At 30.6% G+C, this 26,098-nt stretch carries 25 protein-coding genes and 1 other annotated feature; of the genes, 3 read left to right on the plus strand and 22 right to left on the minus strand.

The window, feature by feature from the left end:
- Nucleotides 1-6: 6 nt before the first annotated feature.
- Genes CLOTH_RS02755 through CLOTH_RS02780 form a run of 6 tightly spaced genes read right to left on the minus strand, consistent with a single transcriptional unit; the run spans nt 7 to nt 4,390 of the window.
- The gene (locus CLOTH_RS02755) at nt 7-771 is read right to left on the minus strand and encodes an ABC transporter permease (protein ID WP_331721972.1); all 765 of its coding nucleotides are present in this window, start codon (nt 769-771) and stop codon (nt 7-9) included.
- Between the two features lie 51 nt (nt 772-822).
- Nucleotides 823-1,680, minus strand: coding sequence for an ABC transporter permease (locus CLOTH_RS02760; RefSeq protein WP_079410981.1), 858 nt, complete (start codon nt 1,678-1,680; stop codon nt 823-825).
- Nucleotides 1,681-1,683: 3 nt separating this feature from the next.
- Nucleotides 1,684-2,919 carry an ABC transporter substrate-binding protein gene (locus CLOTH_RS02765; RefSeq protein ID WP_079410982.1) on the minus strand — a complete coding sequence of 412 codons (1,236 nt, stop codon included), beginning with the start codon at nt 2,917-2,919 and terminating at the stop codon, nt 1,684-1,686.
- A gap of 11 nt (nt 2,920-2,930) precedes the next feature.
- Complete coding sequence (locus CLOTH_RS02770; protein ID WP_079411095.1) at nt 2,931-3,449, minus strand: YeeE/YedE thiosulfate transporter family protein; 519 nt, start codon at nt 3,447-3,449, stop codon at nt 2,931-2,933.
- Between the two features lie 13 nt (nt 3,450-3,462).
- Entirely contained in the window at nt 3,463-3,690 is a 228-nt protein-coding gene (locus CLOTH_RS02775) for a sulfurtransferase TusA family protein (protein ID WP_079410984.1), read from the minus strand.
- Between the two features lie 16 nt (nt 3,691-3,706).
- Nucleotides 3,707-4,390, minus strand: coding sequence for a YeeE/YedE thiosulfate transporter family protein (locus CLOTH_RS02780; RefSeq protein ID WP_079410986.1), 684 nt, complete (start codon nt 4,388-4,390; stop codon nt 3,707-3,709).
- 207 nt (nt 4,391-4,597) lie between these two features.
- On the opposite strand from CLOTH_RS02780, the gene CLOTH_RS02785 reads away from it, so the two are divergent.
- Nucleotides 4,598-5,470, plus strand: a complete 873-nt coding sequence (locus CLOTH_RS02785) for a nucleoside hydrolase (RefSeq protein ID WP_079410987.1) — start codon at nt 4,598-4,600, stop codon at nt 5,468-5,470.
- A 28-nt stretch (nt 5,471-5,498) separates the two neighbouring features.
- Here CLOTH_RS02785 and CLOTH_RS02790 read toward each other — a convergent pair whose 3' ends face one another.
- Nucleotides 5,499-6,641 (minus strand): D-alanyl-D-alanine carboxypeptidase family protein, encoded by a 1,143-nt coding sequence (locus tag CLOTH_RS02790; protein WP_079410989.1) that lies wholly within the window; start codon nt 6,639-6,641, stop codon nt 5,499-5,501.
- Between the two features lie 119 nt (nt 6,642-6,760).
- On the minus strand, nt 6,761-8,425 hold the full coding sequence (locus tag CLOTH_RS02795) for a ribonuclease J (RefSeq protein WP_079410991.1): 1,665 nt from the start codon (nt 8,423-8,425) through the stop codon (nt 6,761-6,763).
- Nucleotides 8,426-8,653: 228 nt separating this feature from the next.
- On the opposite strand from CLOTH_RS02795, the gene CLOTH_RS02800 reads away from it, so the two are divergent.
- Nucleotides 8,654-9,391, plus strand: a complete 738-nt coding sequence (locus CLOTH_RS02800) for a metal-dependent hydrolase (protein ID WP_079410992.1) — start codon at nt 8,654-8,656, stop codon at nt 9,389-9,391.
- Between the two features lie 40 nt (nt 9,392-9,431).
- Here the strand turns inward: CLOTH_RS02800 and CLOTH_RS02805 are convergent, their stop codons facing one another.
- From CLOTH_RS02805 to CLOTH_RS02865, 13 genes are all read right to left on the minus strand, one after another.
- Entirely contained in the window at nt 9,432-9,866 is a 435-nt protein-coding gene (locus tag CLOTH_RS02805) for a Fur family transcriptional regulator (RefSeq protein ID WP_079410994.1), read from the minus strand.
- A 103-nt stretch (nt 9,867-9,969) separates the two neighbouring features.
- Nucleotides 9,970-10,233: a DUF1292 domain-containing protein gene (locus tag CLOTH_RS02810; protein ID WP_079410996.1), complete on the minus strand. Its 264-nt coding sequence runs from the start codon at nt 10,231-10,233 to the stop codon at nt 9,970-9,972.
- A 69-nt stretch (nt 10,234-10,302) separates the two neighbouring features.
- Nucleotides 10,303-10,722 carry a Holliday junction resolvase RuvX gene (ruvX, locus tag CLOTH_RS02815; protein ID WP_079410997.1) on the minus strand — a complete coding sequence of 140 codons (420 nt, stop codon included), beginning with the start codon at nt 10,720-10,722 and terminating at the stop codon, nt 10,303-10,305.
- 9 nt (nt 10,723-10,731) lie between these two features.
- Nucleotides 10,732-11,682 carry an aldo/keto reductase gene (locus tag CLOTH_RS02820; protein WP_079410999.1) on the minus strand — a complete coding sequence of 317 codons (951 nt, stop codon included), beginning with the start codon at nt 11,680-11,682 and terminating at the stop codon, nt 10,732-10,734.
- A 28-nt stretch (nt 11,683-11,710) separates the two neighbouring features.
- Nucleotides 11,711-13,861, minus strand: coding sequence for a hypothetical protein (locus tag CLOTH_RS02825; RefSeq protein ID WP_079411001.1), 2,151 nt, complete (start codon nt 13,859-13,861; stop codon nt 11,711-11,713).
- A 9-nt stretch (nt 13,862-13,870) separates the two neighbouring features.
- Nucleotides 13,871-14,125 (minus strand): IreB family regulatory phosphoprotein, encoded by a 255-nt coding sequence (locus tag CLOTH_RS02830; protein WP_079411003.1) that lies wholly within the window; start codon nt 14,123-14,125, stop codon nt 13,871-13,873.
- Between the two features lie 82 nt (nt 14,126-14,207).
- Complete coding sequence (gene alaS / locus CLOTH_RS02835) at nt 14,208-16,850, minus strand: alanine--tRNA ligase (RefSeq protein ID WP_079411005.1); 2,643 nt, start codon at nt 16,848-16,850, stop codon at nt 14,208-14,210.
- 52 nt (nt 16,851-16,902) lie between these two features.
- Nucleotides 16,903-17,131, minus strand: a binding site (T-box leader).
- Nucleotides 17,132-17,188: 57 nt separating this feature from the next.
- Nucleotides 17,189-17,374, minus strand: a complete 186-nt coding sequence (locus CLOTH_RS02840) for a hypothetical protein (RefSeq protein WP_079411007.1) — start codon at nt 17,372-17,374, stop codon at nt 17,189-17,191.
- A 76-nt stretch (nt 17,375-17,450) separates the two neighbouring features.
- Nucleotides 17,451-18,536, minus strand: a complete 1,086-nt coding sequence (mnmA, locus tag CLOTH_RS02845) for a tRNA 2-thiouridine(34) synthase MnmA (protein ID WP_331721973.1) — start codon at nt 18,534-18,536, stop codon at nt 17,451-17,453.
- 95 nt (nt 18,537-18,631) lie between these two features.
- The gene (gene nifU, locus CLOTH_RS02850; RefSeq protein ID WP_079411008.1) at nt 18,632-19,069 is read right to left on the minus strand and encodes a Fe-S cluster assembly scaffold protein NifU; all 438 of its coding nucleotides are present in this window, start codon (nt 19,067-19,069) and stop codon (nt 18,632-18,634) included.
- 1 nt (nt 19,070) lies between these two features.
- The gene (nifS, locus tag CLOTH_RS02855; RefSeq protein ID WP_079411010.1) at nt 19,071-20,258 is read right to left on the minus strand and encodes a cysteine desulfurase NifS; all 1,188 of its coding nucleotides are present in this window, start codon (nt 20,256-20,258) and stop codon (nt 19,071-19,073) included.
- Between the two features lie 20 nt (nt 20,259-20,278).
- Entirely contained in the window at nt 20,279-20,707 is a 429-nt protein-coding gene (locus CLOTH_RS02860; protein ID WP_331721974.1) for an RrF2 family transcriptional regulator, read from the minus strand.
- A 159-nt stretch (nt 20,708-20,866) separates the two neighbouring features.
- Complete coding sequence (locus CLOTH_RS02865; protein ID WP_079411013.1) at nt 20,867-24,292, minus strand: pyruvate carboxylase; 3,426 nt, start codon at nt 24,290-24,292, stop codon at nt 20,867-20,869.
- A gap of 108 nt (nt 24,293-24,400) precedes the next feature.
- Here CLOTH_RS02865 and CLOTH_RS02870 point away from each other — a divergent pair, with 108 nt between their 5' ends.
- Nucleotides 24,401-24,949: a hypothetical protein gene (locus CLOTH_RS02870; protein ID WP_079411015.1), complete on the plus strand. Its 549-nt coding sequence runs from the start codon at nt 24,401-24,403 to the stop codon at nt 24,947-24,949.
- On the opposite strand, the gene CLOTH_RS02875 is transcribed toward CLOTH_RS02870, so the two are convergent.
- Nucleotides 24,911-25,993 (minus strand): alanine/ornithine racemase family PLP-dependent enzyme, encoded by a 1,083-nt coding sequence (locus CLOTH_RS02875; protein ID WP_079411017.1) that lies wholly within the window; start codon nt 25,991-25,993, stop codon nt 24,911-24,913. The two genes, CLOTH_RS02870 and CLOTH_RS02875, sit on opposite strands and share 39 nt — an antisense overlap.
- Nucleotides 25,994-26,098: the final 105 nt, after the last annotated feature.

Here is a 26,098-nt window from a genome sequence, read left to right on the forward strand (position 1 = left end):
TACTCCTTACATATAAAAGTTATTTCCTTGTTTATAATAAGCCTTTACAGTTTTTTCAATAACAAATAACAACAGCAAAGTAGTAATTATAAATACAAGACTATATACAGATGCCATCATTCTATCTCCACTTTGTATAAACGGAAACATAACCATCGAAAATGTTATTATTCTACCTCCACCTATTAAAAAGGTAATGAAATATTGACTAAGTGATACTATAAATACCAAACTCCCAGCAGATATGATTCCAGGAGCAATTAATGGCAAAGTTATATTAAAAAATATCTGAATAGGATTTGCTCCAAGTACTTTAGCTTGAAGTTCCATTGTTTCTCCTATTATTTCAAATACATTTGTAAGTATTCTAATAGCATATGGAACACATGGAATTAAATGAACTAACATAACCCCTAAACATGTATTTGCAAGCCTTAATCTAATAAACACTAAGTGTATACCCATAGCAACAGATATTTGAGGTACTATTAAAGGTGCTAGCACCATCAAGCCGAATAGTCTTTTGCCTTTGAAGTTGTAAAGTGCTAAAGCCTTTGCAGCTGGTATACTAACTAATAGTGCTAGTATAGTAACCCCTAATGACATACAAACACTAAATATAAGAATGTTTATAGAATTGCTACTTGGACTTAAAAAGTAATCTATACCCCTTAAGCTGAAATCTCTAGGAAATATATATGGCCAAGGCCAGTTGCTAGCAAAGCTCCAAACTAGCAAAACTGTAAGTGGAAATATTAATAAAAAAATCATCAAATACATTGCCAAATTTATAATAAAGGATCGTTTATTCTTCATATTTTGTCACCTTTTGTAAATTGATTTCAGTATCTTTTCATATATCAAAACTAGGAACACACATATTATTGTAAGCACCATATTAATTACCATAGAATAAGGCCTATTTGTTAAATCAGGATTTATATATTCTATATATGCTCTAACAGGTAGTGCTCTAGGAGTTGTAGCCCCTAGTAAGTATGGAACTTCGAAAGCACCAAATGAGAATGTAAATATAATTACGAATGAAGAAATTATAGAAGGCATAGAAAGAGGTAAAAGTATATTCCAAAATATATCTTTTTTTGTTGCCCCTAAGTTTAAAGCAACTTGAGATAACTTATCATTTATATTACCTAGTATTGTGTATACAGAAAACGCTATAAAAGGTATACTTTTCCATAGATAAACTATTATTATTCCTATTCCATTTCTATCATATATAAGTGCAGGAAAATCAGAGCTTTGATTAACCATTCCTAAAAAATGTAAAACTCTAGCCAACATCCCACTTTGTGCAAATATAGTATAAACAAGTATAACCCCTACTGAATGAGGAACTATTATAGGAAGTTTATATATTGTATCTTTGATAAAATTTGTATGATTACTTTCTAATATTAAGTATGCAAGCATTACACCAACTAAAGTTGAAACTATTGATGATACTAATGATACATAAAAACTAAACCTAAGAGATGATAAGAATGATTTATCAGTTAAAACATCTATATAATACTTAAGCGTAAATTCATTAAGTCCAACTGCGGGAAAATATCCGAAACTTTGAATTAATACAATAAACACAGCAGCTACAAATATCCCTAAAGGGATAATTGTAGCTGGCATAATTAATAAGTATGGTTTTAGTTTTTCATTCAATTTTTACTCACCCTCTGGTATGCTCTCAAGCCATATTTCTTCAATTATAGGAACTAGGTTAGCAGGCATTTCAGGTAATCTATGACTTAATAATTCATCTAAAGAAACTACTCCTTTACCTACTTTTATAGCTTCAAATATACTTTTTTCTTCTTGGCTTAATTTACTATTATCTAATACAGATAAATCTCCCCAGTTTTCTGGATTATACTTAGAAGCCTGAACTTCTGGAGTTAATATAAAGTTTATAACAGCAAGTGCTCCTTCTTTATTAGTAGAGTTAAATGGTATAGCTAAAAAGTGAGTATTTCCTATTGTTCCTTTATCAAATACAAATGAATCTGTTGTTTCTGGGAATTGTCCCGAAATTATTCCAGCAGAAACTGAATTTGGGTTGTAGCTCATAGTCATGAAAATTTCTTTATCACTATACATATTGTCAAGCTGTGCTATTGTAGCAGGGTAAGTTTTCCCTTCTCTCCAAAGATATGGCTTTAATTCTTTTAAGAACTCTATTGCTGGTTCGATTTCTTTTCTTATCTTTTCTTTATCAGCTTCCATATTTATAAATTGCTCATATCCCACAATATCGTATATTATATTTCTAACAAATGCACTTCCAGTGAAATCAGGTGGTGCTGGATACGTGAACTTTCCTGGATTAGCTTTTACAAGTTCTAATAATTCTTGATGATTTCTTGGTACAGTCTGCACTCTATCTTTGTCATAAATCATTACAAACTGAGCTTTTCCATAAGGAGCTTCATATCCTTCTACTTCAAATCCAAAATCATATTTTACTTCTACAGAATCTGCATCTACATACTTACTAAAGTTAGGAAGCTTATGAGTAAATGGACCATATAAAAGGTCATTAGTTTTTGCTGTATAAAAGTTTTCTCCATTTATCCATACAACATCTATAGTTCCATCTTTAACATCAAGCTGCTTTTCACCTAAAAGCTTATTTAATATATCATCAATATTCATCGGAACTCTATTAAGAGTTATATCATATTCCTCTTTCAATCTTGGGGCTAAATAAGTATCAATCCAAGTATTTATTCTGTCTGATCCACCCCAACCATAAAAGTTAACAGTACTTCCTTTACTACTTTCTAATATACTTTCCCAATCTTTTTGTTCTAGATTTTCAGATACATTTTGTTCGCTTTTGCTGCATCCTATAAAGCTAATGGCTAGCAATACAATCAGCAGCATTGCAATAAATCTTTTCATACCAAATCCTCCTATAAAATATATTTATATAAAATCTTAGAGCCTATGTAAGCTCCTACAAACATAAAAATTGCATATACCCATCCATGCACAGAAAAAGACGGTATAGCACTAAAATATGCACCAATATTACATCCAAAGCTTAACCTACTGCCATATCCCATGATGAACCCACCGAGTAGTCCCCAAAATAACTGCTTTTTATTTTTTATTTTTTTTAGTTTAAACTCCGATGCTAATAACGCTGCTATAAGAGAGCCTAATATTATGGCTACATTTATAACTGTATAGTAATTATTTATAAAATTTCTTCCTGCATCTAATTCATTTGTATATACCGTAAAATAATACCAACTTGCAGGCTCAAATCCTAATTTCTCTAATATATGTGCTCCCCAATACACAAAACCAGTGGTTATTTTCCATGCTTTACCTGTACTTGCTAGCAATATTATATTTAATACTCCTAGCAATATACCACCTACCCAGTAAGGCCATGGTTTTTTTAAAATCTTATTATATAGATTCAACCTACCACCCCTATTATTTTGTTTTTTCAATATATATTTCCCATTCTCCTTGATTTATCTCTATATAATCTACATTTAAATCTTGTTTTTTCGCCCATTCTACTACATTCACTATAGAGCAAGAATGATCTGTTTCTAGGATAAGTATATCCCCTTTTTTCATCTTTTCTAGTGCCTTATGAGCTTTAATTAGTGGAATTGGACATGCTTCATACATGCAATCTAGTCTAACTTCAGCCATTTTATACCTCCTAGTACTACATCCTCATCATGTTATTTTTCTTGTCGTATATGCTAACTAATATATATAAAATGATTAATACTATTATTTGTAAAATTGTAGTCATAGGAAATCCTAGATATCTAGCAAGGTATATAGTAGGAGATTTCGAAATAATTAACTTGTCCCAAAACTCAAAATTCCTTGCCGCACTCATAGCTCCTATTATAAATCCTATCAACACTACTATTTGCAGGGTAAATCCTTCTCCTATTCTCATAAGAATTCCAGAACCACATCCCCCTGCTATTACCATACCTAGCCCAAATAAAATTGCACCTATTACGGTATGTATTCCTACTGGGTATATTTGTCCTGGTATAGTATTTACATGATCTAAAGAATAATTAGATTGTAAAATAGAAAATCCTATCGTTGTTATTATAAAGGCTATTATTATTGCTCTTAAAATAGATGTACTACCCGCAAGCACTGGATCTCTAAAACTTGCACCAAAGCAAAACCTAGATCTTTGAAGTGTAAATCCTATTAACAGTCCTATAATCCAGAATTTGCTATATTCTATATTGTGCTTCAATAAGAAAATATATATTGCAAATGTTATAAGCGTAATTGCTAATGCGTAGTGAATCTGATTTTTTTTGTTCTTTAGTTCAACTTGTCTTCTTTTCTTTAGCTCTTCTATTCTATTTGAAGACATTTAAGTCCACCCCTTTTTAGAAACTGTGATTATGTTAAATAATAATCAAAAGTTCCTATTTTCAATTATACACTAATATTCTGACATTAATTATAGATTATGATTATATTAAATAACTATATTTTATAATGTTTTGGCTATATTAAAGATTTCAACTGTGTTAAAATCTTATTTAATAAAATACAATTTGTTAAAGGAGCTACTAGTATGATTAAAGTATTATTTGACTGCGACAACACCATGAGTGTAAGTGGTTGTGATGTAGACGATGGTCTAGCACTAATTTATTTATTAGGTAGAAGCGACGTAGAGCTATTAGGTGTTACAACTACTTATGGAAACAGCACAATAGATATAGTTCACGAAAATACTATTAAAATGTTCAATGATTTAAAAATATCTCATATTCCATTATATAAGGGCAGTGCGTGTAAATCAAATAGAAAAAGTGATGCTGCTGAATTTCTAGTAAATATGGTTAATAAATATCCAGGAGAAATAACACTTTTAGCTACAGGATCACTTACGAATTTATGTGGTGCTTATGAAATTGATAACAGTTTTTTTAGTAAACTAAAACAAATAGTCCTTATGGGTGGTATAACACGTCCTCTTATCATAAACGGAAAAAATCTAAATGAGCTTAACTTCTCTTGTGATCCTGAGGCGTCTTTAAGAGTTTTATCTTCTGACGCTAAGGTTACAACTCTTGATGGACATATATGTCTTCAAGCATTCTTTGGCGAGAAAGAGTACGAAAGGCTTACTAGTAATAATTCTAATATATACAAATATATAAATGACAACACTGTTGAGTGGTTTAATTTGGTTATGAAAGAGTTTGGAGTTAAAGGATTTTATAACTGGGATATAGTATCTGCCCTTTATATTACAAATCCTGAATTATTTGAAGATAACTTTGAAAATATAGTTTCAACAGAAAAAGATCTTGAGAAGGGATATTTAAAAATAGATAACGATAACGATTCAGGTTATAAAGTTAATATACCTCTTAAGATAAAAGATGTAGATCTATTCAATGAAATAATATTCAAGACTTGGGACAACGTAAAAATATAGGTATAAGCTAAGCTTATACCTATATTTTTTATAATAAGTTCTTTATAACTCTATTTAATATTCTAAAGTAACCTGCCTTTTTATGTTCTTTGTTAGATATAAGGTCAGATTTTCCTACTAATTTGTTACCTTGATATATATGAACTTCACCTAATTTTTGATTTTTAGCTATAGGAAGTGTTAAATTAGGGTTTACGTTTATTTTCTTTTCAAATTCACTCTTATTTCCTTTCCTGTTAAGTAGATATAGAGGTTCTTTACATACTAATTCCAAATTTTGATCTTCTGCTTTATCTAATCTAATTTTTTGAACTACTTCTTCTTTATCATATATCTTTACACTTTCATAGTTTGCAAATCCATAATTTAAAAGAGTTGAGGCATCATTAAATCTTTCCTTAGATGATGGGCATCCTAATACTACTGCTATTAAATGTAAATTATCTCTAACTGCTGAAGCTGAAAGGCAATATTTAGCTTCAGCTGTAAATCCTGTTTTTATTCCGTTCGCACCTTTATAAAATCTAATAAGCTTATTTGTGTTTACAAGACCAAATTTCTTTTGTTGCTTTCCTACAGTAATTTCTTCCATCCATATAGTAAGATATTTAGCTACGTCTTCATATTTAAGTAGCTCTCTAGACATTACAGCTATATCATGTGCACTAGTATAGTGATTTTCTGCTGGAAGTCCATTTGTATTGACAAAGTTAGTATCATTCATATTTAATTCTTTAGCTTTTTCATTCATTTTGTTAACAAAAGCTTCTTCACTTCCGTATATATATTCAGCCATAGCAACTGATGCGTCATTACCTGATGCTACTGCAATTCCCTTTATCAATGTTTCTACGTCCTTAATTTCTCCTGGTTCTAGATAAAGCTGGCTTCCTCCCATAGTTGCGGCTCTTTCGCTTATAGTAACCTTATCATCTAAATTTATTCTGCCTTGATCTATAGCTTCCATAATTAATAAAAGAGTCATTATCTTAGTTACACTTGCAGGCGGAAGTTTTTCGTGGGAATTTTTCTCATATATTATTTCACCACTTTTACCATCTATTAATATTGCAGATGTAGCAGTTACTTTTATTTCTTCAGTGGCTAATGTAACAAATGTGCTTAGAAACACAAGTATAAAAGTCAAGATTACACTTACTTTCTTTTTCATATTTTCCACCTCATCACTTTTTTAAATATATCTTTTCACTATAGAAAGCTTATTATGCAAATATAGAATTGGCAAAAATAAGAACAAAAATCCTAATCTTTAAAGATTAGGATTTTTTCTTAAACTTCCATTATTATTGGTAAAATCATAGGATTTCTCTTTGTTTTTTCGTATAGATAATTTTTAAGTTCATCTTTTATAGTATTCTTTAAATAAGCCCATTCTCTTATTTGTCTATTCTCACATTCAATAAGAGCTTCTTTTACTACTATTCTTGCTTTTTCTATTAAATCTTCAGATTCTCTAACATAAACAAATCCTCTCGATATTATGTCTGGACCTGCTAGAACTTTACCATCTTCTTTAGATATAGTTACAACAACTACCATAAGACCATCTTCCGAAAGATGTTTTCTATCTCTTAGTACTATATTACCCACATCTCCAACACCTAATCCATCTACAAGTATTCTTCCAGAAGGAACAGTTCCAGCTATTTTAGCACTATTCTTATCAAACTCAACTACAGTCCCTGATGATATTGTAAATACATTCTCTTCAGGCATACCTAGTGAGACAGCTAACTCAGCATGTTGCTTTAAATGTCTAAATTCGCCATGTACAGGTATAAAATATTTTGGTCTAACTAATCTATGCATTAATTTTAATTCTTCTTTACAAGCATGACCTGAAACGTGCACCTCTGCTAAATCATCGTATATTACATCAGCACCTTTTTCAAATAACTGATTTATAACTCTTGATACCGTCTTTTCATTCCCAGGAATAGGATGAGCAGATATAACTACTAAATCTCCAGGAATTATTTCCATCTTTTTATGCTCAGAAGCTGCCATTCTAGATAATGCAGACATTGGTTCACCTTGCGAACCAGTAGTTATTATAACTATTTCTTCAGGCTTATAGTCTTTTATTTCATTAAGTTCTATAAGCATTCCTTCTGGCATGTTTAGATATCCTAGTTCTGTAGCTACATTAACTACATTAACCATAGATCTTCCTGAAACAGCAACTTTTCTATTATACTTGTCAGCAGAATTTATTATCTGCTGAACTCTATGAATATTAGAAGCAAAAGTTGCTACTATTATCCTTCCATCAGCATTCATAAATATATCATCTAGTGTATCTCCAACTGTCCTTTCAGACATTGTTGATCCACTTCTTTCTACATTTGTGCTATCAGCAAGCATCAATAAAACACCTTTTTTTCCTATCTCTGCTATTCTATGAAAATCCATAATATCTTCATCTATAGGAGTATAGTCTATTTTGAAATCTCCTGTATGGAATATAGTTCCTATATCTGTATGAATTGCAATAGAACACGCATCAGGAATACTATGATTAGTTCTTATAAATTCAACTTCCATATTGTCTAGCTTAAATTTATCTCCAGCATTAACTGTTATAAGCTTAGTATTGTTTAGTTTATGCTCTTTAAGTTTTACTTCTATTAGCCCTAAAGAAAGTCTTGTTCCGTATACAGGCACGTTCAGTTTCTTAAGAACATACGGAAGTGCACCTATATGATCCTCATGTCCATGTGTTATAAATATACCTTTTATCTTATCTTTGTTCTTTAGTAAATATGTTATATCAGGTATAACAATATCAATACCTAACATTTCATCTTCCGGAAAGCTCAAACCGCAATCTATGACTACCATTTCATTTTTATACTCTATTAAAGTCATATTTTTTCCTATTTCATTTAGTCCACCAAGAGGTATAACTCTCAGCTTTGAATTCGTTTTCGTCATACAATTATCATCTCCTCGTAATTAATTTATGTATAATAACCCGTCCATTTTAACGTACAGGCAATAATATAATCCGTCCAACTATTACCAATAATATTATCTATTCTATCATACTTTTAAATATCGTAAAATACTATATTTAAAAGTTAAAATAAACACATACTTTGACAAACGTATGTTTTTCTGATATCCTCAAAGTATTACTTATCTTAAAGTAGGAGGTTTTTTATGAAAGGCTCAACACATATGGCAATCGGGGTATTGTCAGCTATTCAAACATCAATAATAATTGACAAACCACTAAACCCAGTCGCTTTTGGTTTTGTATGTATCTGCTCTTTATTGCCAGATATTGATGAGCAAAACTCCACTATATCAAATTCTATAATTAAAAGCTCTTTTTCTAAGGCTGTATATAGATACACTCTTTACATAATAAATATGTTAGTTCTCATACTTTTAACATATATAAACAAAAATCTTATATTTAATCTAGCAGTAGGATTTATGTTAATAATACTAATAGAAAGTAAGCTAAAACATTCACTTTTAAGAAAAGGGCTGTTCACTGGTCTATCTTTAGTCCTTTGTGGAATTTTGTATTATATGAGTATTCCTTTACCATTTATATCTATTTGTGCAATTATAGGAATAGGTCCTTGGCTTAAACACAGAGGCTTTACCCACAGTGTATTCTCACTTTTTCTTGTTTACTACTTTCTAAGAGAGATAGAAAAAGTAATATTTTTTGATTATATTGCATTTTATGGAACAATATCTTATGCGTCTCATTTATTTTTAGGTGATATTTTCACTAAAATGGGTATACCTATATTTTATCCAATTTCTAATAAAAAAATATCACTTGGCTTCATAAAAGTTGGAAGCATATTAGGCAATTTCCTAGAAATTATCTATGTATTAGTATTCATCATAGTGATATTATTTACACTTAAAGCATTATAATTTCATACTAAAACAATAAGCCCATGGATATTCCATGGGCTTATTTACATTCATCGCATATCCCAAAAAACTTCAAGTCATGATCATAAATCTCAAATCCATAACTACTTTCTATTTTATCTTCTAAAACTTCTAAAAGATCTTCTTTAACTTCTATAACTTTTGAGCATTTTTTACATATCAAGTGGTGATGATTATGTGATTCATCATCAATATTAATTTCATATCTACAGCATCCATCATCTAAATTAAGCTTTAAAACAGCTCCTATATCATCTAACAATTGAAGTGTTCTATACACTGTAGCAAGTCCTATCTCAGGACAATCTTTTTTTACTAAATCATATATTTCTTCACTGCTTAGGTGCTCTCCTTTTAATTTAAACATAGTTTCAACTATAGATCTTCTTTGAGGAGTTAATTTAAATCCCTCTTCTTTCAATTTAGTTTTTATAATCTCAAGGTAGTTTTCCATAATTTTCACCTACATTTTTCAATTAATAATTTCTTTCAATTAATATTGTAGCCTAAATTCCATGATATGTCAATATAAAAATAAGCTGCCAATTGGCAGCCTATTAGTCTTCTAAACCTTCTTCTTGCATTAAAGTTTCATAAACATCTAATACAGTTTCATATTCTTCATCGCTTTCTATAGGAATAATAGAGTATTCTCCATCTTCTTGCTCTACCATTCTAAATATGTAAGCTTCTTCTGCTTCATTATCTTCTAGAGGCATAAGTATCGCATATTCATTTCCTTCTGCTTCTAAAGTCATTATTACTTCAAATTCTGTTTCTTTCCCTTCTTCGTCTACTAGAGTTATTATGTTTTGTTCCATTTTTTTCACCTCTTAATTAATATTTACTATTATTATATACTAAAGATCTTCATTTTAATATAAAAATTATTATTTATTTCTGTTGCTATCTAAATATCCTTGTAATATTATTGTTGCTGCAAGCATATCTATAACTTGTTTTCTTTTCTTTCTACTCACATCTCCTTGTAGTAAAGATCTTTCAGCTGCAACAGTGGATAATCTCTCATCCCAAAACTGTATTTGTATATCTATTTTCTCTTTTAACTTTTCAGTGAACTTTATAACTTTTTCCCCTTGAGGACCTAGTGTTCCGTTCATATTCTTTGGAAGTCCTACTATTATTGTATCAACTTCTTTTTCCTTTATAATTCTTTCAAGTTCTTCTAAGTCTTTTTTTATACTTTCTCTTCTTATAGTCTTTACTCCTTGAGCTGTAATCTTCATTAAATCACTAACTGCAACTCCTATAGTAGCATCTCCAACATCTAGTCCCATAAGTCTTTTCATATTTTCCTCCTAGATTATCTTTATACAAAAGTCTTTGCAATATTTTGAGCAGTAGCCACAAAGTACACATTTTTCTTTATCGACTACAGCTTTATTATTTATGATTTCTATAGCTTTATGACCACACTTTAAGCTGCAAGCTTTGCAGCCTGTACACCAAGTTGCTATCTGAAGCTCTCTTTTTTTGCTACTGAGCTTCATTTTCAGGTCTTTTGGAATATCATATCCTTCAAACTTTAACACATTTGCCATAACTTCTTCTTTTGACTGCATTCCTATAGCTATAGAGTCTAGTACATCAAGAGAAAGCACAAAGTCCATAGCTTCATCATAAGAGTGTATAAGATTTCCTCCACCTAGCGGCTTCATTGCATATATACCTATATTTTTGTTTTTAGCTTCTTTTATAGCATCTATCATATCATCTATACTTCCATCATGTATTCCTATTCCACTTTTATTTACAATAGGGTGTATAACATCTATTTCATTAATCTTTGTAGCGGCCTTAACTCCAGCTATATTATGAGTTGATATTCCAACTGATCTTATATATCCTTTTTCCTTCATCTTAACAAAATACTCTAACGCCTCATAGTGACCCCTTATAGTGTGTTCACTTTCCTGCTCATGAAGCAAAAAACCATCCACATAGTCTGTGTTCATTTCTCTTAGAGCTTCTTCTAAACTTTCTTTTGCAGTTTCTTTTGAGTATGCATAAGACTTTGTGATTATTATTATATTTTCTCTTTTGCATGCTTTAAGTGCTTCTTTTATATGAGGATATGTTCCATAAAGCTGAGCTGTATCTATAAAATTTATTCCTTTATCTATAGCTTCAATTATTATGCTACCGCCATCTTCTTTACTCATATTTCTTTGTAGAGGGCCTATAGTTAATGCTCCAAAGCATATATTAGAAACTTTAAATCCTGTTTTTCCTAATACATTATACTTCATATTTATCACTCCAAAAAATCAGCCAGGACTAATCCTGGCTCTTTGATTTGACTATATCTTTCATAATAAGTACAAGCACAGGTACTATAACGTACGATATACTTGTAGCTGCAGCTACAACTCCTGAATCATTAACCACAAATCCTACAACACTACCAACGATTATAGCTTGCCATCCTTTAGCTATGCTAGGATATACCTCACACAGACTTTTTAATATGCCTGATGGTTTGTTAAATAGTACTCCTACTATTATAACTCCTAGTATAAGAACTCTACTCCACATCGATATTCCAATAAGTCTTAGGTTCATTTCTAATTTTCTTCTTATTATTTGCAATATAATGATAGGCCCACCTATAATTATATCTTCTATAGCTCCTGCTAAGTGGGATTTGCTTCCTATAAAATTAATATCTATAAGTGCCATAGCAGTAACTACTAAAACTACTGCACACATTATAAGCACAATTTTTTTTATATCTACTTCTATCTCATAAATTTTCATGATTAAAAATAAAAATGCAAATACTGCAGTAATAGTACCACCTACATTTGCTCCCATCTTAGGATATCCTAAAATAATAACGCACACTAAAAGCACTATACTTAAAAGTAATCTCGATATCTTCTTTTTCTCAAAAAGGGATGATAATGCTAGAATTATAGATCCTATAAGCACTCCCATATATTCATTTCCAATTCCATAGTATCTTGCTCCTATTATAGGATCATATCCTAATAAAGAATTTTTTATCATATTTTGCCCAGTTGCAGCATCTACTAAGATTCCTATGAATGTTAATGTACTAAGTAATATAATCTTATTCAAATCATCTTTAACAAGCTTATGCACTATGAAGTATCCTATTAAAGACATAAGAAGTGCAACAGCTATTATAGAAATCTCACTATTTAAATTGAGTATAGGTTCCACTAAAAGTGCAAATGGTATAATCATCGTGAATTTCAATATATTAATAGGTATATTAAATAATTTCTTAGAAATTTTCTTTCTTAAGAATATGAATATCACCGAAATTATCCAAGTTATCATCTGAAACACAGCATAAGTGTATAGTGTAGGAATTCTGATATTGTATGTAGACACTATTTTTTCATATTCATATGTTAAGAAATCTATATTATTATCCATAGATATCCTATCTATATTTCTTCCTAACATTGCATTAGATTCTTGTCCAAAATAATTTAGTATATCTGGTGCTATGTCAATGTTTCCTACAACACCTTTTCTTCTTGTTGTGGAAGATGTTAGTATTCCTTTTTCATCTTTATCAAATATAATTACTGGTGAAAGTCTGTATCCTGTCCTGAAATCCTCAAGCCTTGGATATGGACTTACTATATATATTCTATCGTTTGGATTTACTATCTTAAAAACTTCATTCAAGTAATTGTTTATATTTGCATATATTTTTTCTTTCATGGAATTGTATGTGTTTGAATTTAATTTATTTCTGTAAAGGTCTAATCTATATGTATCTCCCAATTCAATAAACAGAAGATCACTTTCATCGTAATATTTTTTTGTTTCATTTATAAGTTTTTCATAATCAGTTCTTATTCCAAACGGCATAAGCCCATCTTCAACATCTATAGAGCTTATATTTCCCTTTTCTATTTGACCATTTTCATCCATTGCTATCAAGCAAATTTCTCTTCTTTGTTCGCTATCTGTATCTGCATTACCTAATACAGCAAGCTTTAGATTGTTATTTCTTATTTCCATACCTAAAGCACCTGGAAGTGCCCCATATTCTCCTATTGCAGCATCAGATTTTGTATTATTGATATTTAAGTTATTTATATATTTTGGTTTTTTTCCACTTCTTCTTATATATTCATCTTTATTACTTTCATTTAATGTTTCAAATTGTATGTTTCTATAATTTAGATATGCCCTACTTCCCCATCCTATAGATGCATATGATCTTATATCTGAGGTTCCCTTAGAGCCTCTTATATTCATAAGACCTATATAGCCTCTACTGTCTAGTTCTTCTTTTATTCGGTCTATGCTAAGCATCTCATCTAAGGAAGTTCTATTTATAGATATAAATATTACTTTTCCATTATTTTCTGCATATGAAATGTTATTTCCTAAATTTAGTGTCATCAATATTCCTATAATAAACAGCAAAATTCTTTTCTTCAATTACTATACCTACTTTCCTTCTAAATATTTTTTTAGCAATTCTTCTAATATTTCATCTCTTTCTACTTTTCTTATCATAGTTCTAGCATCTTTGTAGCTAGTTATATACGTTGGATCTCCTGATAGTATATATCCTATTAGTTGATTTATTGGATTGTATCCTTTTTCTTTCAATGCATCGTATACTTTTGACAACATTTCAGCTGGAGACATCTTTTCCTCAAATGATTCAAATTTCATAGTCAAATCTAGATTTTTTTCCATTAATAACACCCCTTTTTATTTTGTCAGTTTATTATAACATATATGTACTAAAGGAAGTAGAAATATCTACTCCCTTTGTTTTTTATCCATTTATTTGATTTTTTAGTACTATTTTTGAATAATTTAACGCTTCTTGTAATTTGCTAGGATCTTTTCCTCCGGCTTGAGCCATATTTGGCTTTCCACCGCCACCTCCGCCTGCAATTTTAGCAACTTCCTTTATGATATTTCCAGCATGTGCACCTCTTTGTATAACATCTTTAGTAACTGTCACTACAAAATTCACTTTATTATCACTTGAAGTTCCAAGAACAACAACTCCAGATATCAACTTATCTCTTAAAGTGTCAGCCATATTTCTTAAAGTATCCATATCCATCTCTTCAAACTTACCAGTAATAATATTTACTCCATCTATTTCTTCTTTGCTATTTAATATTTCATCTATAGAAAGCATAGAAATTTTAGTTTTTAGAGAACTTACTTGTTTAGTTAAATCCTTGATTTCTTCAACCATAGATTCTGCCCTATTTATAACATTATCTTCTCTACTTTTTAGAACCGTACATATTTTTGCTATAACTTCATCTTGCCTATTTATATATTCATATACATTAAATCCTGTTATAGCTTCTATTCTTCTAACACCAGATGCAACTCCACCTTCTGACAAGATTTTAAACAGGCCTATTTGAGAAGTATTATCAACATGTGTTCCACCACAAAGCTCAATTGAGTAATCATTCATAGATACTACTCTTACAAGATCTTTGTATTTTTCTCCGAATAAAGCTGTAGCTCCTGTTTGCTTAGCATCTTCAATTGACATATTTTGAGCAGTTACGTTAAGTCCTTTTAGTATATTTTCATTTACAATTCTTTCTATATTTGATAAATCATCCTTTGATATAGCTTCAAAATGAGTAAAGTCAAATCTTAATCTATCAGGAGTAACTAAAGATCCAGACTGCTGAACATGATCTCCTAATACCTCTTTTAATGCTTTATGAAGGATATGTGTTGCAGAGTGATTTCTAGTAGTGCTTTGTCTTAAATTTTCGTGAACAATTGCATTTACATTATCACCTATTTTTATTCTTCCCTTTTCTACCTTTGCTTCGTGATAAATTACATCATTTGCTCCTTTTTTGGTATTTAGGATACTAGCTTCAAAGCCTTCGCTTATAAATACACCTTTATCTCCTACTTGTCCCCCACCTTCAGGATAGAAAGGAGTTTTGTCTAGTATTAATATAGCTTCATCTCCTTCAACAGCTACATCAGTAGTGTTGTTTGCAACTAAAATAGCTTTAATCGTTGCACATGAACTTAGAACTTCATATCCTATAAATTCTGTTGTTATCTGTGTATCTATTTTTGATAATATATCTTCTTTCCAGCCCTCAGATCCCTCATTTTGTCTTGCATTTCTAGCTCTGTTTCTTTGCTTTTCCATTTCTTCTTCAAACGACTCTTTATCTATATCGAATCCTTCTTCATTTATAATTTCTTTTGTAAGATCTAGAGGGAACCCAAAAGTATCATAAAGTTTGAACGCTTTTTCTCCTGAAAGAGTTTTGGTATTGTTTTGTTTCATATCTTCTAGATACTCTCTTAATATATCCATTCCTTGATCTATAGTTTCCTGGAACTTGTTTTCTTCTACATGTATAACTTTCTTTATATAGTCTTTCTTTTGAACAAGCTCAGGATAAGCTTCACCGCTTACATCTACAACACTATCCATTAATTTATATAAGAATGCACCTTCAATTCCAAGTAACTTTCCATGTCTAGCTGCTCTTCTTAAAAGCCTTCTTAGAACGTATCCTCTTCCTTCATTCGATGGAAGTACTCCATCTGCAACAAGGAACGTAACCGCTCTTATATGATCTGTAATAATTCTTGTAGATATATCTTTCTTTAAATCACTTCCATATCTTACATTTGAAATTTTAACAACTTCATCTAATATATACTTTATAGTGTCTATATCAAATATAGTTTCTACATCCTGCATAAGACAAGCTACTCTCTCAAGTCCCATACCAGTATCTATATTTGGTTTTGGAAGATTATTATAATTTCCATTTTCATCTTTATCAAATTGAGTAAATACATGATTCCAAAATTCTATGAATCTATCACAATCACATCCTGGCATGCAGTTTTCGTTTTTGCATCCATATTTTTCGCCCCTATCAAAGTAAATCTCCGAACATGGACCACAAGGACCTGTACCTATTTCCCAGAAGTTATCCTTTTTTCCTAGCCTAACTATTCTTTCCGGGGAAATACCCACTTCTTTATTCCATATTTCAAACGCTTCATCATCATTTTCATATACAGATATCCATAGCTTTTCTTCAGGAATTTCTAAGTACTTAGTTATAAACTCCCATCCCCAATTTATAGACTCTCTCTTAAAGTAATCTCCAAACGAAAAATTACCAAGCATTTCAAAGAAAGTAGCATGTCTTGATGTTACACCTACATTCTCTATATCTCCTGTCCTTATACACTTTTGACATGTAGCCATTCTATTTTTCGGTGGGTTTTCTTTACCCATAAAATAGTTTTTAAGAGGTGCCATACCTGCATTTATTAGAAGTAGACTAGCATCATCTTGCGGAACTAAAGGATAACTAGGTCTTACCAAATGCTCTTTTGATTCAAAGAAATCTAGAAATCTTTTTCTTATTTCATTCAGTCCAAGTTTATTCATTTTTTACCTCCTTAAATATGTACAAAATAAAATCCCAAGTCTCTATGGAAAACATAGGGACGAGGGATTAATCTCGTGGTACCACCCTACTTACTACCTTCATAGTAGCAGCATCTTAGGTTAAACCTTTCTTTTAACGGAAAATATCCGACAACTTCTACTACATTCTTCAAAGTTGCAACTCCAAGAGAGCTTCAATTAACCTATCTAAGAATCTTCCAGCCTAGGATTCTATCTCTGTAAGAATCGATTAATTTACTAGTTCTTTTCACAGTCTTTTATTTATATAGTTATATTTTTCATTTTATAAAATAAAGCAGAATATGTCAATAATCTAATTACATCCATCCATTATCCATTCTATCCATCATTTTGCTAGCGAATTTAGCTATATTTCTTCCAGCTCTGTATACTTTTCTTCTTTGTCCCATATTCATTCTAGATAAAGCATATGCAGAAGCCGTAGCTCCTAATAATCCACCTATTATAGCAGCATTAGTCATACCATTACCATTTCTTCTCATACAAACACCCCTTTGTCATATTTTACAGTTATTTTTTGCAAAAGGGATAAACATATACTAGCTAATTTTTTCAAATTTATAATCTTTTTTCTATTATTCCTCCACCTACAACTATATCATTATCGTATATAACCACTGATTGTCCAGGAGTTATAGCTCTTTGAGGTTCGTCAAATACTATTCTTATTTTGTTATTCTTCTCACTGTATATCGTAGCATCCTTAGGAGGAGCTGAATATCTTATCTTAGCTTTTGCTCTTATAGGTTCATTAATTTGACTAAATGGTATAATATTTACATCGCTAGCTATAAGTTCTTTACTGAATACTTCATCATGCTCTCCAAGTACTACTAAGTTCTTACTAGGTATTATATCAGTAACAAACATCGGCTTTCCAAGTGCTATTCCAAGTCCTTTTCTTTGTCCTATAGTATAATTTATTATACCTTTATGCTTACCTAACACATTTCCATTCTTATCTACAAAGTTTCCTTCTCTTATCTTTACATTTGTATTTTCTCTTACATACTTTGCATAGTCATTATCTTTTACAAAGCATATTTCTTGACTATCAGGCTTATTAGCAACATCAAGACCTATTTGTCTTGCTATTTCTCTTATCTTATCCTTAGTATAATATCCTAAAGGCATTAGTGTATGAGAAAGTTCATATTGATTCATATTATAAAGTGCGTACGTTTGATCTTTTTCTTCTGTTACGGATCTCTTTAATAAGTACCTGTTTAAATTTTCATCAAATTCTATTTTTGCATAATGTCCTGTAGAAACATAATCACAACCTATTTTTTTTGCTCTTTTTAGAAATTCATCAAACTTTATATATTTATTACATGCTATACATGGATTAGGAGTTCTTCCTTTTAGATACTCATCTATAAAATAATCTATAACTTTCTCTTTAAATATATCTTTAAAATTCATAACGTAAAAAGGAATTCCTATTTTGTCTGCAACTCTTCTTGCATCTTCTACAGCAGATAAAGAACAACACCCACCTTCGCTGTCAAGTATTGCTTCGTCTTCATTTTGCCAAATTTGCATTGTAACTCCTATTACATCATATCCTTGTTCTTTTAATAAATAAGCTGCAACAGAACTATCTACACCGCCGCTCATACCTATCATAACTTTCTTTTTCAAAACAATCACCTCATAAACTTATTTTTAAGTTTTATATACAAAATATACATAATATATTTAAAATTAAAACCCGGGGATTTTCCCGGGTAGTTTTTTTACTCTTCTTCATCGTGATGATGATCATGATCATCATCTATTTGTATATCTTCAAGCCCTTCTATATAGATGTTATTCTTAGTTGCATAATCTATCAATGCAGACTTAACAGCTTGCTCTGCTAAAACTGAACAGTGCATTTTAGCTGGTGGAAGTCCATCTAAAGCATCTGCAACTGCTTTATTAGTTAAATCTAAAGCTTCTTTTATTGTTTTTCCTATTATCATTTCCGTTGCCATGCTTGATGTTGCTATAGCTGACCCACATCCAAAAGTCTTAAACTTTGCATCTTTTATTATTTCATCTTCTATCTTAAGATATATTTTCATTATATCTCCACATTTAGCATTGCCTACTTGTCCTACTCCATCAGCATCTTCTATTTCCCCAACATTTCTTGGATTCATAAAGTGGTCCATTACTTTATCAGTATACATATTACTTTCCTCCCTTAGCTACCTTTTCGTAAAGTGGTGACATAAATCTTAATCTTTCTACTATCTTAGGAAGATGCTCTAGTACATAATCTACATCTTCTTCAGTGTTTGAATCTCCAAGAGATAATCTTAAAGATCCATGAGCTATTTCATGAGATAAACCTATTGCCATAAGAACATGTGATGGATCAAGTGAACCTGATGTACAAGCTGAACCACTTGAGCCTGCTATCCCAACCATATCTAAACTTAAAAGTAATGCTTCTCCTTCTATAAACTCAAATGAGAAGTTAGCATTTCCCGGAAGCCTTTCAGTTCTATGTCCATTTATTCTTGTATAAGGTATTCTTTCCATAATACCATTTATTAATTTTTCTCTTAAAGAAATTAGTTTATTTTTATAGTTATCTAGATTAACTCTAGCAAGCTCTGCTGCTTTTCCAAATCCAACTATTCCTGCAACGTTTTCTGTTCCTGCTCTTCTTTTCTTTTCTTGTGCCCCACCATGAACGAAAGGATGAAGTTTTACACCTTTTCTGATGTATAAAGCTCCTACACCTTTTGGCCCGTATATCTTATGCGATGACATAGCCATTAAATCTATGCCAAGCTCCTTTACATCTACTTCTACATTTCCTATAGCCTGAACTCCATCTGTGTGGAATACAATTCCTTTTTCATGTGCTATCTTCCCTATTTCTTTTATAGGTTGAATAGTTCCTATTTCATTATTTGCAAACATTATAGAGATAAGTATCGTTTTGTCTGTTATAGAGTTTTTAAGGTCTTCTAGACTTATCATGCCATCTTCGTCAACATTTAAATATGTCACTTCAAATCCATGATATTTTTCTAGGTATTCACAAGTATGAAGTACAGCATGATGCTCTATTTTAGTCGTTATAATGTGATTTCCCTTATCTTTGCTAGCAAATGCAACGCCTTTTATCGCCCAGTTATCAGCTTCAGTTCCACCACCTGTAAAATATATTTCAGATGGATGTGCATTTATAAGTTTTGCAACTTCAGTTCTAGCTGTATCTAAAGCTCCTTTTACTCCTCTTCCAAAACTATGAACACTAGATGCATTACCAAATAGGTCATTGTAATACGGTAACATTGCGTCTAATACTTCTTTTTTCATTGGAGTTGTAGCTGCATAATCCATATATATTCTTCTTTTTTCCATGATACTCCATCTCCTATTCTCTATATTAATTTCGTTCTTTTTTCATGATCTTCTATCATATCCTTAAGAGTTACAGAATCTATAACCGAATCTATGCTTTCTTTTATCTTCTCCCAAATAACTTTTGTAACACAATAGTCTGATTTTTCACAATCTGATTCACCTTCAAGCACACATTCTGAGGGTGCTATTGGCCCTTCTAAAACTCTCAGTATTTCTCCAACTGTAATTTTACTTGGGTCTTTTGATAATAAGTATCCGCCTTGGGCACCCCTTACACTTTTTATCAAACCAGCTCTTCTTAGTGAAGAAAATAGTTGTTCTAGATATTGATCAGATAAATTTTGTTTCTGAGCTATATATTTTAAAGGTACTGGATTTCCTTCTTCTCTTAAAGCTAGTTCAAACATAGCTTTAAGTCCATATCTGCCTTTTGTAGATAATTTCAAAATATCACCTCTCTAAACCCTAGTAAAAAACTATGGATTATATTTAGAGTATATTATACCCTATATTTTTTGTCAACATTAAAACAGATATATTTTACCATTATATTCAGAAAAATATCCTTTTTATACAAAAAACGCGAAAGTAGCATACAATGTATGCTACTTCATAATCATTAAGAGTTGTTTATCACTAACTAGCTGCCCCTCCTTTACATATATTTTATCTATTTTTCCACTTATTTTAGACATTATAGTAGTTTCCATCTTCATAGCTTCTACTATAACTAAAGGTGTGTTTTCTTTTACCTCATCTTCTTCTTTTACTAATAGCTTTATAACTTTACCTGGAATACTAGTTCCTATATGATATTTATTATTAAGATCGGCTTTTAGTACAGTTTCTTTGCTGCTACTAAAGCTTTTATCTTCTATTTGTATTTCTCTTCTCATTCCATTTAGTTCAAATGTTAAACTCTTATATCCATCTTTACTCGTATTTGATATTTCTATTAATTTTATTGTAAGAACCTTTCCTTCTTCTATTTCAACTTCACATTCTTCTCCTTTTCTTAGTCCATAAAAAAATACATCACTATCTAATTTTGATACATCTCCAAATTCTCTTAGATGTTCAAGGTATTCTTTATATACTTTGTTGTAAAGGCAATAACTCAGTACGTTTCTCATATTGCTAGACATTTTGTACTCATCATCTAAATATTTTTTTATTTCATCAAAATCAACATCATCTAGAAGCTTTCCTGGTCTTATATCTATAGGTTTTTCTCCTTTTAATACTACCTCCTGAAGATCTTTAGGAAACCCTCCTATTGGCTGCCCTATCATACCTTTAAAATAATCAACTACTGAATCTGGGAATGAAATACTTCTTCCTTTTTCAACTATATTATCCTTATCTAATCCATTTTTAACCATGAATATAGCCAAATCTCCAACTACCTTAGATGAAGGTGTAACCTTTATTATATCTCCTAGTATTTCATTTGCCTGTTTATATTTTTCTTTTACTTCCTTGAATTTATTTGAAAGACCTAAGCTTTCTATTTGAGGTTTAAGATTTGTATACTGACCTCCTGGTATTTCATATTCATATATCTCTGCAGAAGATGTCTTTAACTCACCTTCAAACTTATAATATATCTTTCTAAGTTCTCTGTAATACTGATTTATTTCATCTAATTTTCCTATGTCTATATTTGTATCTCTAGGTGTATTTTTTAGTGCATAAATCAAACTATTAAGTGATGGTTGGCTAGTTAAACCAGACATTGACTCAACTGCACAATCTACAATATCTACTCCTGCATCACTTGCCATTAAAAGAGATGCTATTCCATTTCCACTTGTGTCGTGCATATGAAGATGTATAGGAATTGATATTTCTTCTTTAAGTGCTTTTATTAGAGTTTGTGCAGCATATGGTTTTAAAAGCCCTGCCATATCTTTTATAGCTAAAATTTGGACTCCTAACTTTTCTAAATCTTTAGCCATTTCTACATAGTATTTAAGAGTATATTTATTTTTATTTCTATCTAGTATATCTCCACTATAACATATAGTTCCTTCAACTATTTTACCTGCATTTAAAGCCTCATAAATTGGAAGCTTCATATTCTCTATCCAGTTTAAGCTATCAAATATTCTAAATATATCTATACCTTTATTGGCAGATTCTTTTATAAATTCTCTTATGGCATTGTCAGGATAATTTTTGTATCCTACTCCATTTGATGCTCTAAGAAGCATTTGAAATAATATATTTGGAATTTTATCTCTTAATATTTCAAGTCTAAGCCAAGGAGATTCCTTTAAGAATCTGTACGAAACATCAAAGGTAGCTCCTCCCCACATCTCAAGAGAGAACAAATCATTCATGTAATTGCTTACATGACTTGATATTTTAACTAAGTCATTAGTTCTAAATCTAGTTGCAAGAAGTGATTGATGTGCATCTCTCATTGTAGTATCTGTTATAAAAAGCTTATTTTCATTTTTTATATATTCTATAAATTTTTTCTCTCCTAGCTCCTTTAATAAATCTTTTGAGCCCTTAGGAACTACATCAGTTTTTATTTTGCTTACTTTTGGAATATCAAAATCTATTTTTTCGCATTTGTTTTCATTTACTATCACATTTCCTATAAACTTAAGAAGTTTTGTTGCTCTATCCTTTCCTTCTCTTATATCAAAGAGTTCTTTTGACTCATCTAAGAATTTAGTATGGCATTTTCCTTGTATAAACAATGGGTGATTCAGTACATTTACTATAAATCCTGTATTAGTCTTAACACCCCTTACCCTAAGTTCTTTTATTGATCTTAGTGCCTTTTGAATTGCTCCATTAAATGTTCTATCCCATGAAATAGTTTTGACAAGTAGGCTATCATAATATGGAGTTATTTCAGATCCAGTAAATCCATTACCTCCATCAAGTCTTATTCCAAATCCCGACCCTGTTCTGTATAGATTTATTTTTCCTGTGTCTGGCATAAAATTATTCTTAGGGTCTTCAGTTGTTATTCTGCATTGTATCGAATACCCGTTTAACTTTATTTCGTCTTGCGACTTTATATTTATTTTATCACTATCAAGAGAATAGCCTTGTGCTATAAGTATTTGAGATTGAACTATATCAATTCCTGTTATCATTTCTGTTACAGTATGTTCAACCTGAATTCTAGGATTCATCTCTATAAAATAATAGTTTTCATTTTCATCAACTAAAAACTCCATAGTCCCTGCACTATAATAACCTACATACCTTGCAAGTTTTAGTGCATCCTCATGTATTTTATTTCTGGTATTTTGACTTACAGAAAAAGCAGGAGCATATTCTATAATCTTTTGATGTCTTCTTTGGACAGAACAATCTCTTTCATAAAGATGAACTATATTGCCGTATTTATCTCCTAATACCTGTACTTCTATATGTTTTGGATTTTTTATATATTTCTCTATGAATATAACTGCCTTCCCAAATGCCTTTTGAGATTCACTTATAGCTCTTTCAAATTCCAGCACAAGATCTTCTTCACTTTGTATAACCCTCATACCCCTTCCACCGCCTCCATTTGAGGCTTTGAGTATAACCGGATATCCTAATTTTTTACATACATCTTTAGCTTTTTCAATATCTGAAATAGAAAAATCTATACCTTCAATTGTCGGAACTCCAATTTCTTTTGCTATTTTCTTAGAATTTATCTTATCTCCCATTTTTTCCATAACTTCATATGATGGTCCTATAAATGTTATGCCATTTTCCTCGCACATCCTAGCAAAATCATAGTTTTCTGATAAAAAACCATACCCTGGGTGAATTGCATCTACTCCTTTTCTCTTTGCAAGATGAATTATCTCTTCCATATCTAAATATGCATCTATAGGTCCCTTATCTTCTCCTATTAAATAAGATTCATCTGCCTTACTTCTAAAAAGACTGTATTTATCCTCTTTAGAATATATTCCAACAGTTCTAATTCCCAACTCACAACAAGCCCTAAAAATTCTTATGGCTATTTCCCCTCTGTTAGCGACTAATACTTTTTTAAATTCTTTAATCACTACAATCCCCCTACCTATAATTTATTAAAGTACATAATTTTCTACGTGTTATAAAAAGCTTTATTGAGCAAACTATCTTATATACAATTTTACTTGAGGTGACTTAATATGAATAGAAATTTGATAATATATATTTGTTTGTCTTTAATTTTATATTCTTTAGTAGGGCTTTTTATATCAGGAGAGTATCTTGAATCACTAGGAGCCTTAGTTATAGTGATTTTAAACATTTTAATCTTGTACATAACAAAGTCTAAAGGCATGTATATTAAGTTTTACGGCGTAGAGTTAGTGCTTGTTTTGTCAGTTTTTCATTCGTTTTTAGGCAAGTTTATGAATCTTTATAAAACTATAGAATGGTGGGATAAATTTTTACACGCTTATGGAACTTTTTCGGTTACCTTACTTTTATTATCATTTCTTCACTTTAAATCAAGTAACCTGTTATCCCTATTTATTATTGTATATTCTCTAGGATCTTCTCTAGGAGTTATGTTTGAGGTTTTTGAATATATTTTAGATATTGTAATGAAAACTAAAAGTCAGCATGGGTTAGATGATACTATGCTAGATCTCATTTTAAATAATTTAGGTAGCTTTTTAGCAGCTTTAATGTACCTATATAAAGACTTTATTTACAGAAGAAGAATTTGTTAAATGCAGCATAGGTCCATAATACATTTCAAACTCTAATATATCACCTACTTGTATATCTTCCTTACAATCATTAATATCTACTATTAAGTGATCTGAGCTGCCCCCTAAAATTTTTATATCTTTTATTCTCGGTATAAGCTGTTCATAAAATACAAAATCAGCCTTACCTATAGCAAGTAATGCCCTTTTTCTAATTCCATAATCCTCAAACGTAGGTATGTTTCCAAAAGCATCCACAAAGAGATCCCCTATAGGTTTTGATGGTTTTTCCTTAACTTCAACAACCTCAGCTTTTAATATAAATGCGTCTTTGTGTAAACTACTCATATCATATCCCCACAAATCTTCTAAATCTCTTCCTAATAATAATCCTTCTCCTATTCTTAAGTTATTTATTTTACTTGGCATTTCATCCTTAAATAAAAGCGTTAAAGAAGTTGTAGCACCACCTGAAATTATATTCAATTTCCTATTTATTCTTTCTTCTATTTTATAAGATACCTCCTGAAGCCTACCTATATTTTCTTTAGTTGGAACAACACCACCATAGCAACCAATATTAGTTCCTATTCCATAAAGTTTTACCATTTTAAGATTATTTTCTATGTATAAAGCTACATCTATTAACTCATTTTCATTAAAAATTCCTTCCCTTAAATCTCCTAGATCATGCATCAGTATAATTTTATGCTCTTTATTTTGTATTAAGCATTCTTTTTCTATCTCATTCAAAGTTTTTATCTCAGAATTTAAGCTTATATCTACATACTTAACTACATCTTTTATTTCACTTATCATTGGCACTCTTAAAAGCATGTATGAGGAATTGATATTACTTTCCACTAATTTTTTAATGTGGTCTATTCTTGAATCAGCTATATAATTACATCCTGATTTTAGTAGTACATTTACAACTTCAGGTATTGCATTGAACCCCTTAACTACTACAGCTATGTCAATTCCCTTGCTTTTGCAAAATTCTACTATGTACTTGGCATTTTGATATATTTTATTAAGGTCAATTTGCAGCAATGGATATCTCATTTTCTCACCTCCACAATTTGCTTTCTAAAATCTATTCAAAAATTTCCTCTTATATTCAACTAGCAAAAGATAATAATAGATATTGTGGAAAAGTCCACAAATCAT

Source organism: Alkalithermobacter paradoxus, assembly GCA_002029295.1.
Classification (GTDB): Bacteria; Bacillota; Clostridia; order Peptostreptococcales; family Peptostreptococcaceae; genus Alkalithermobacter; species Alkalithermobacter paradoxus.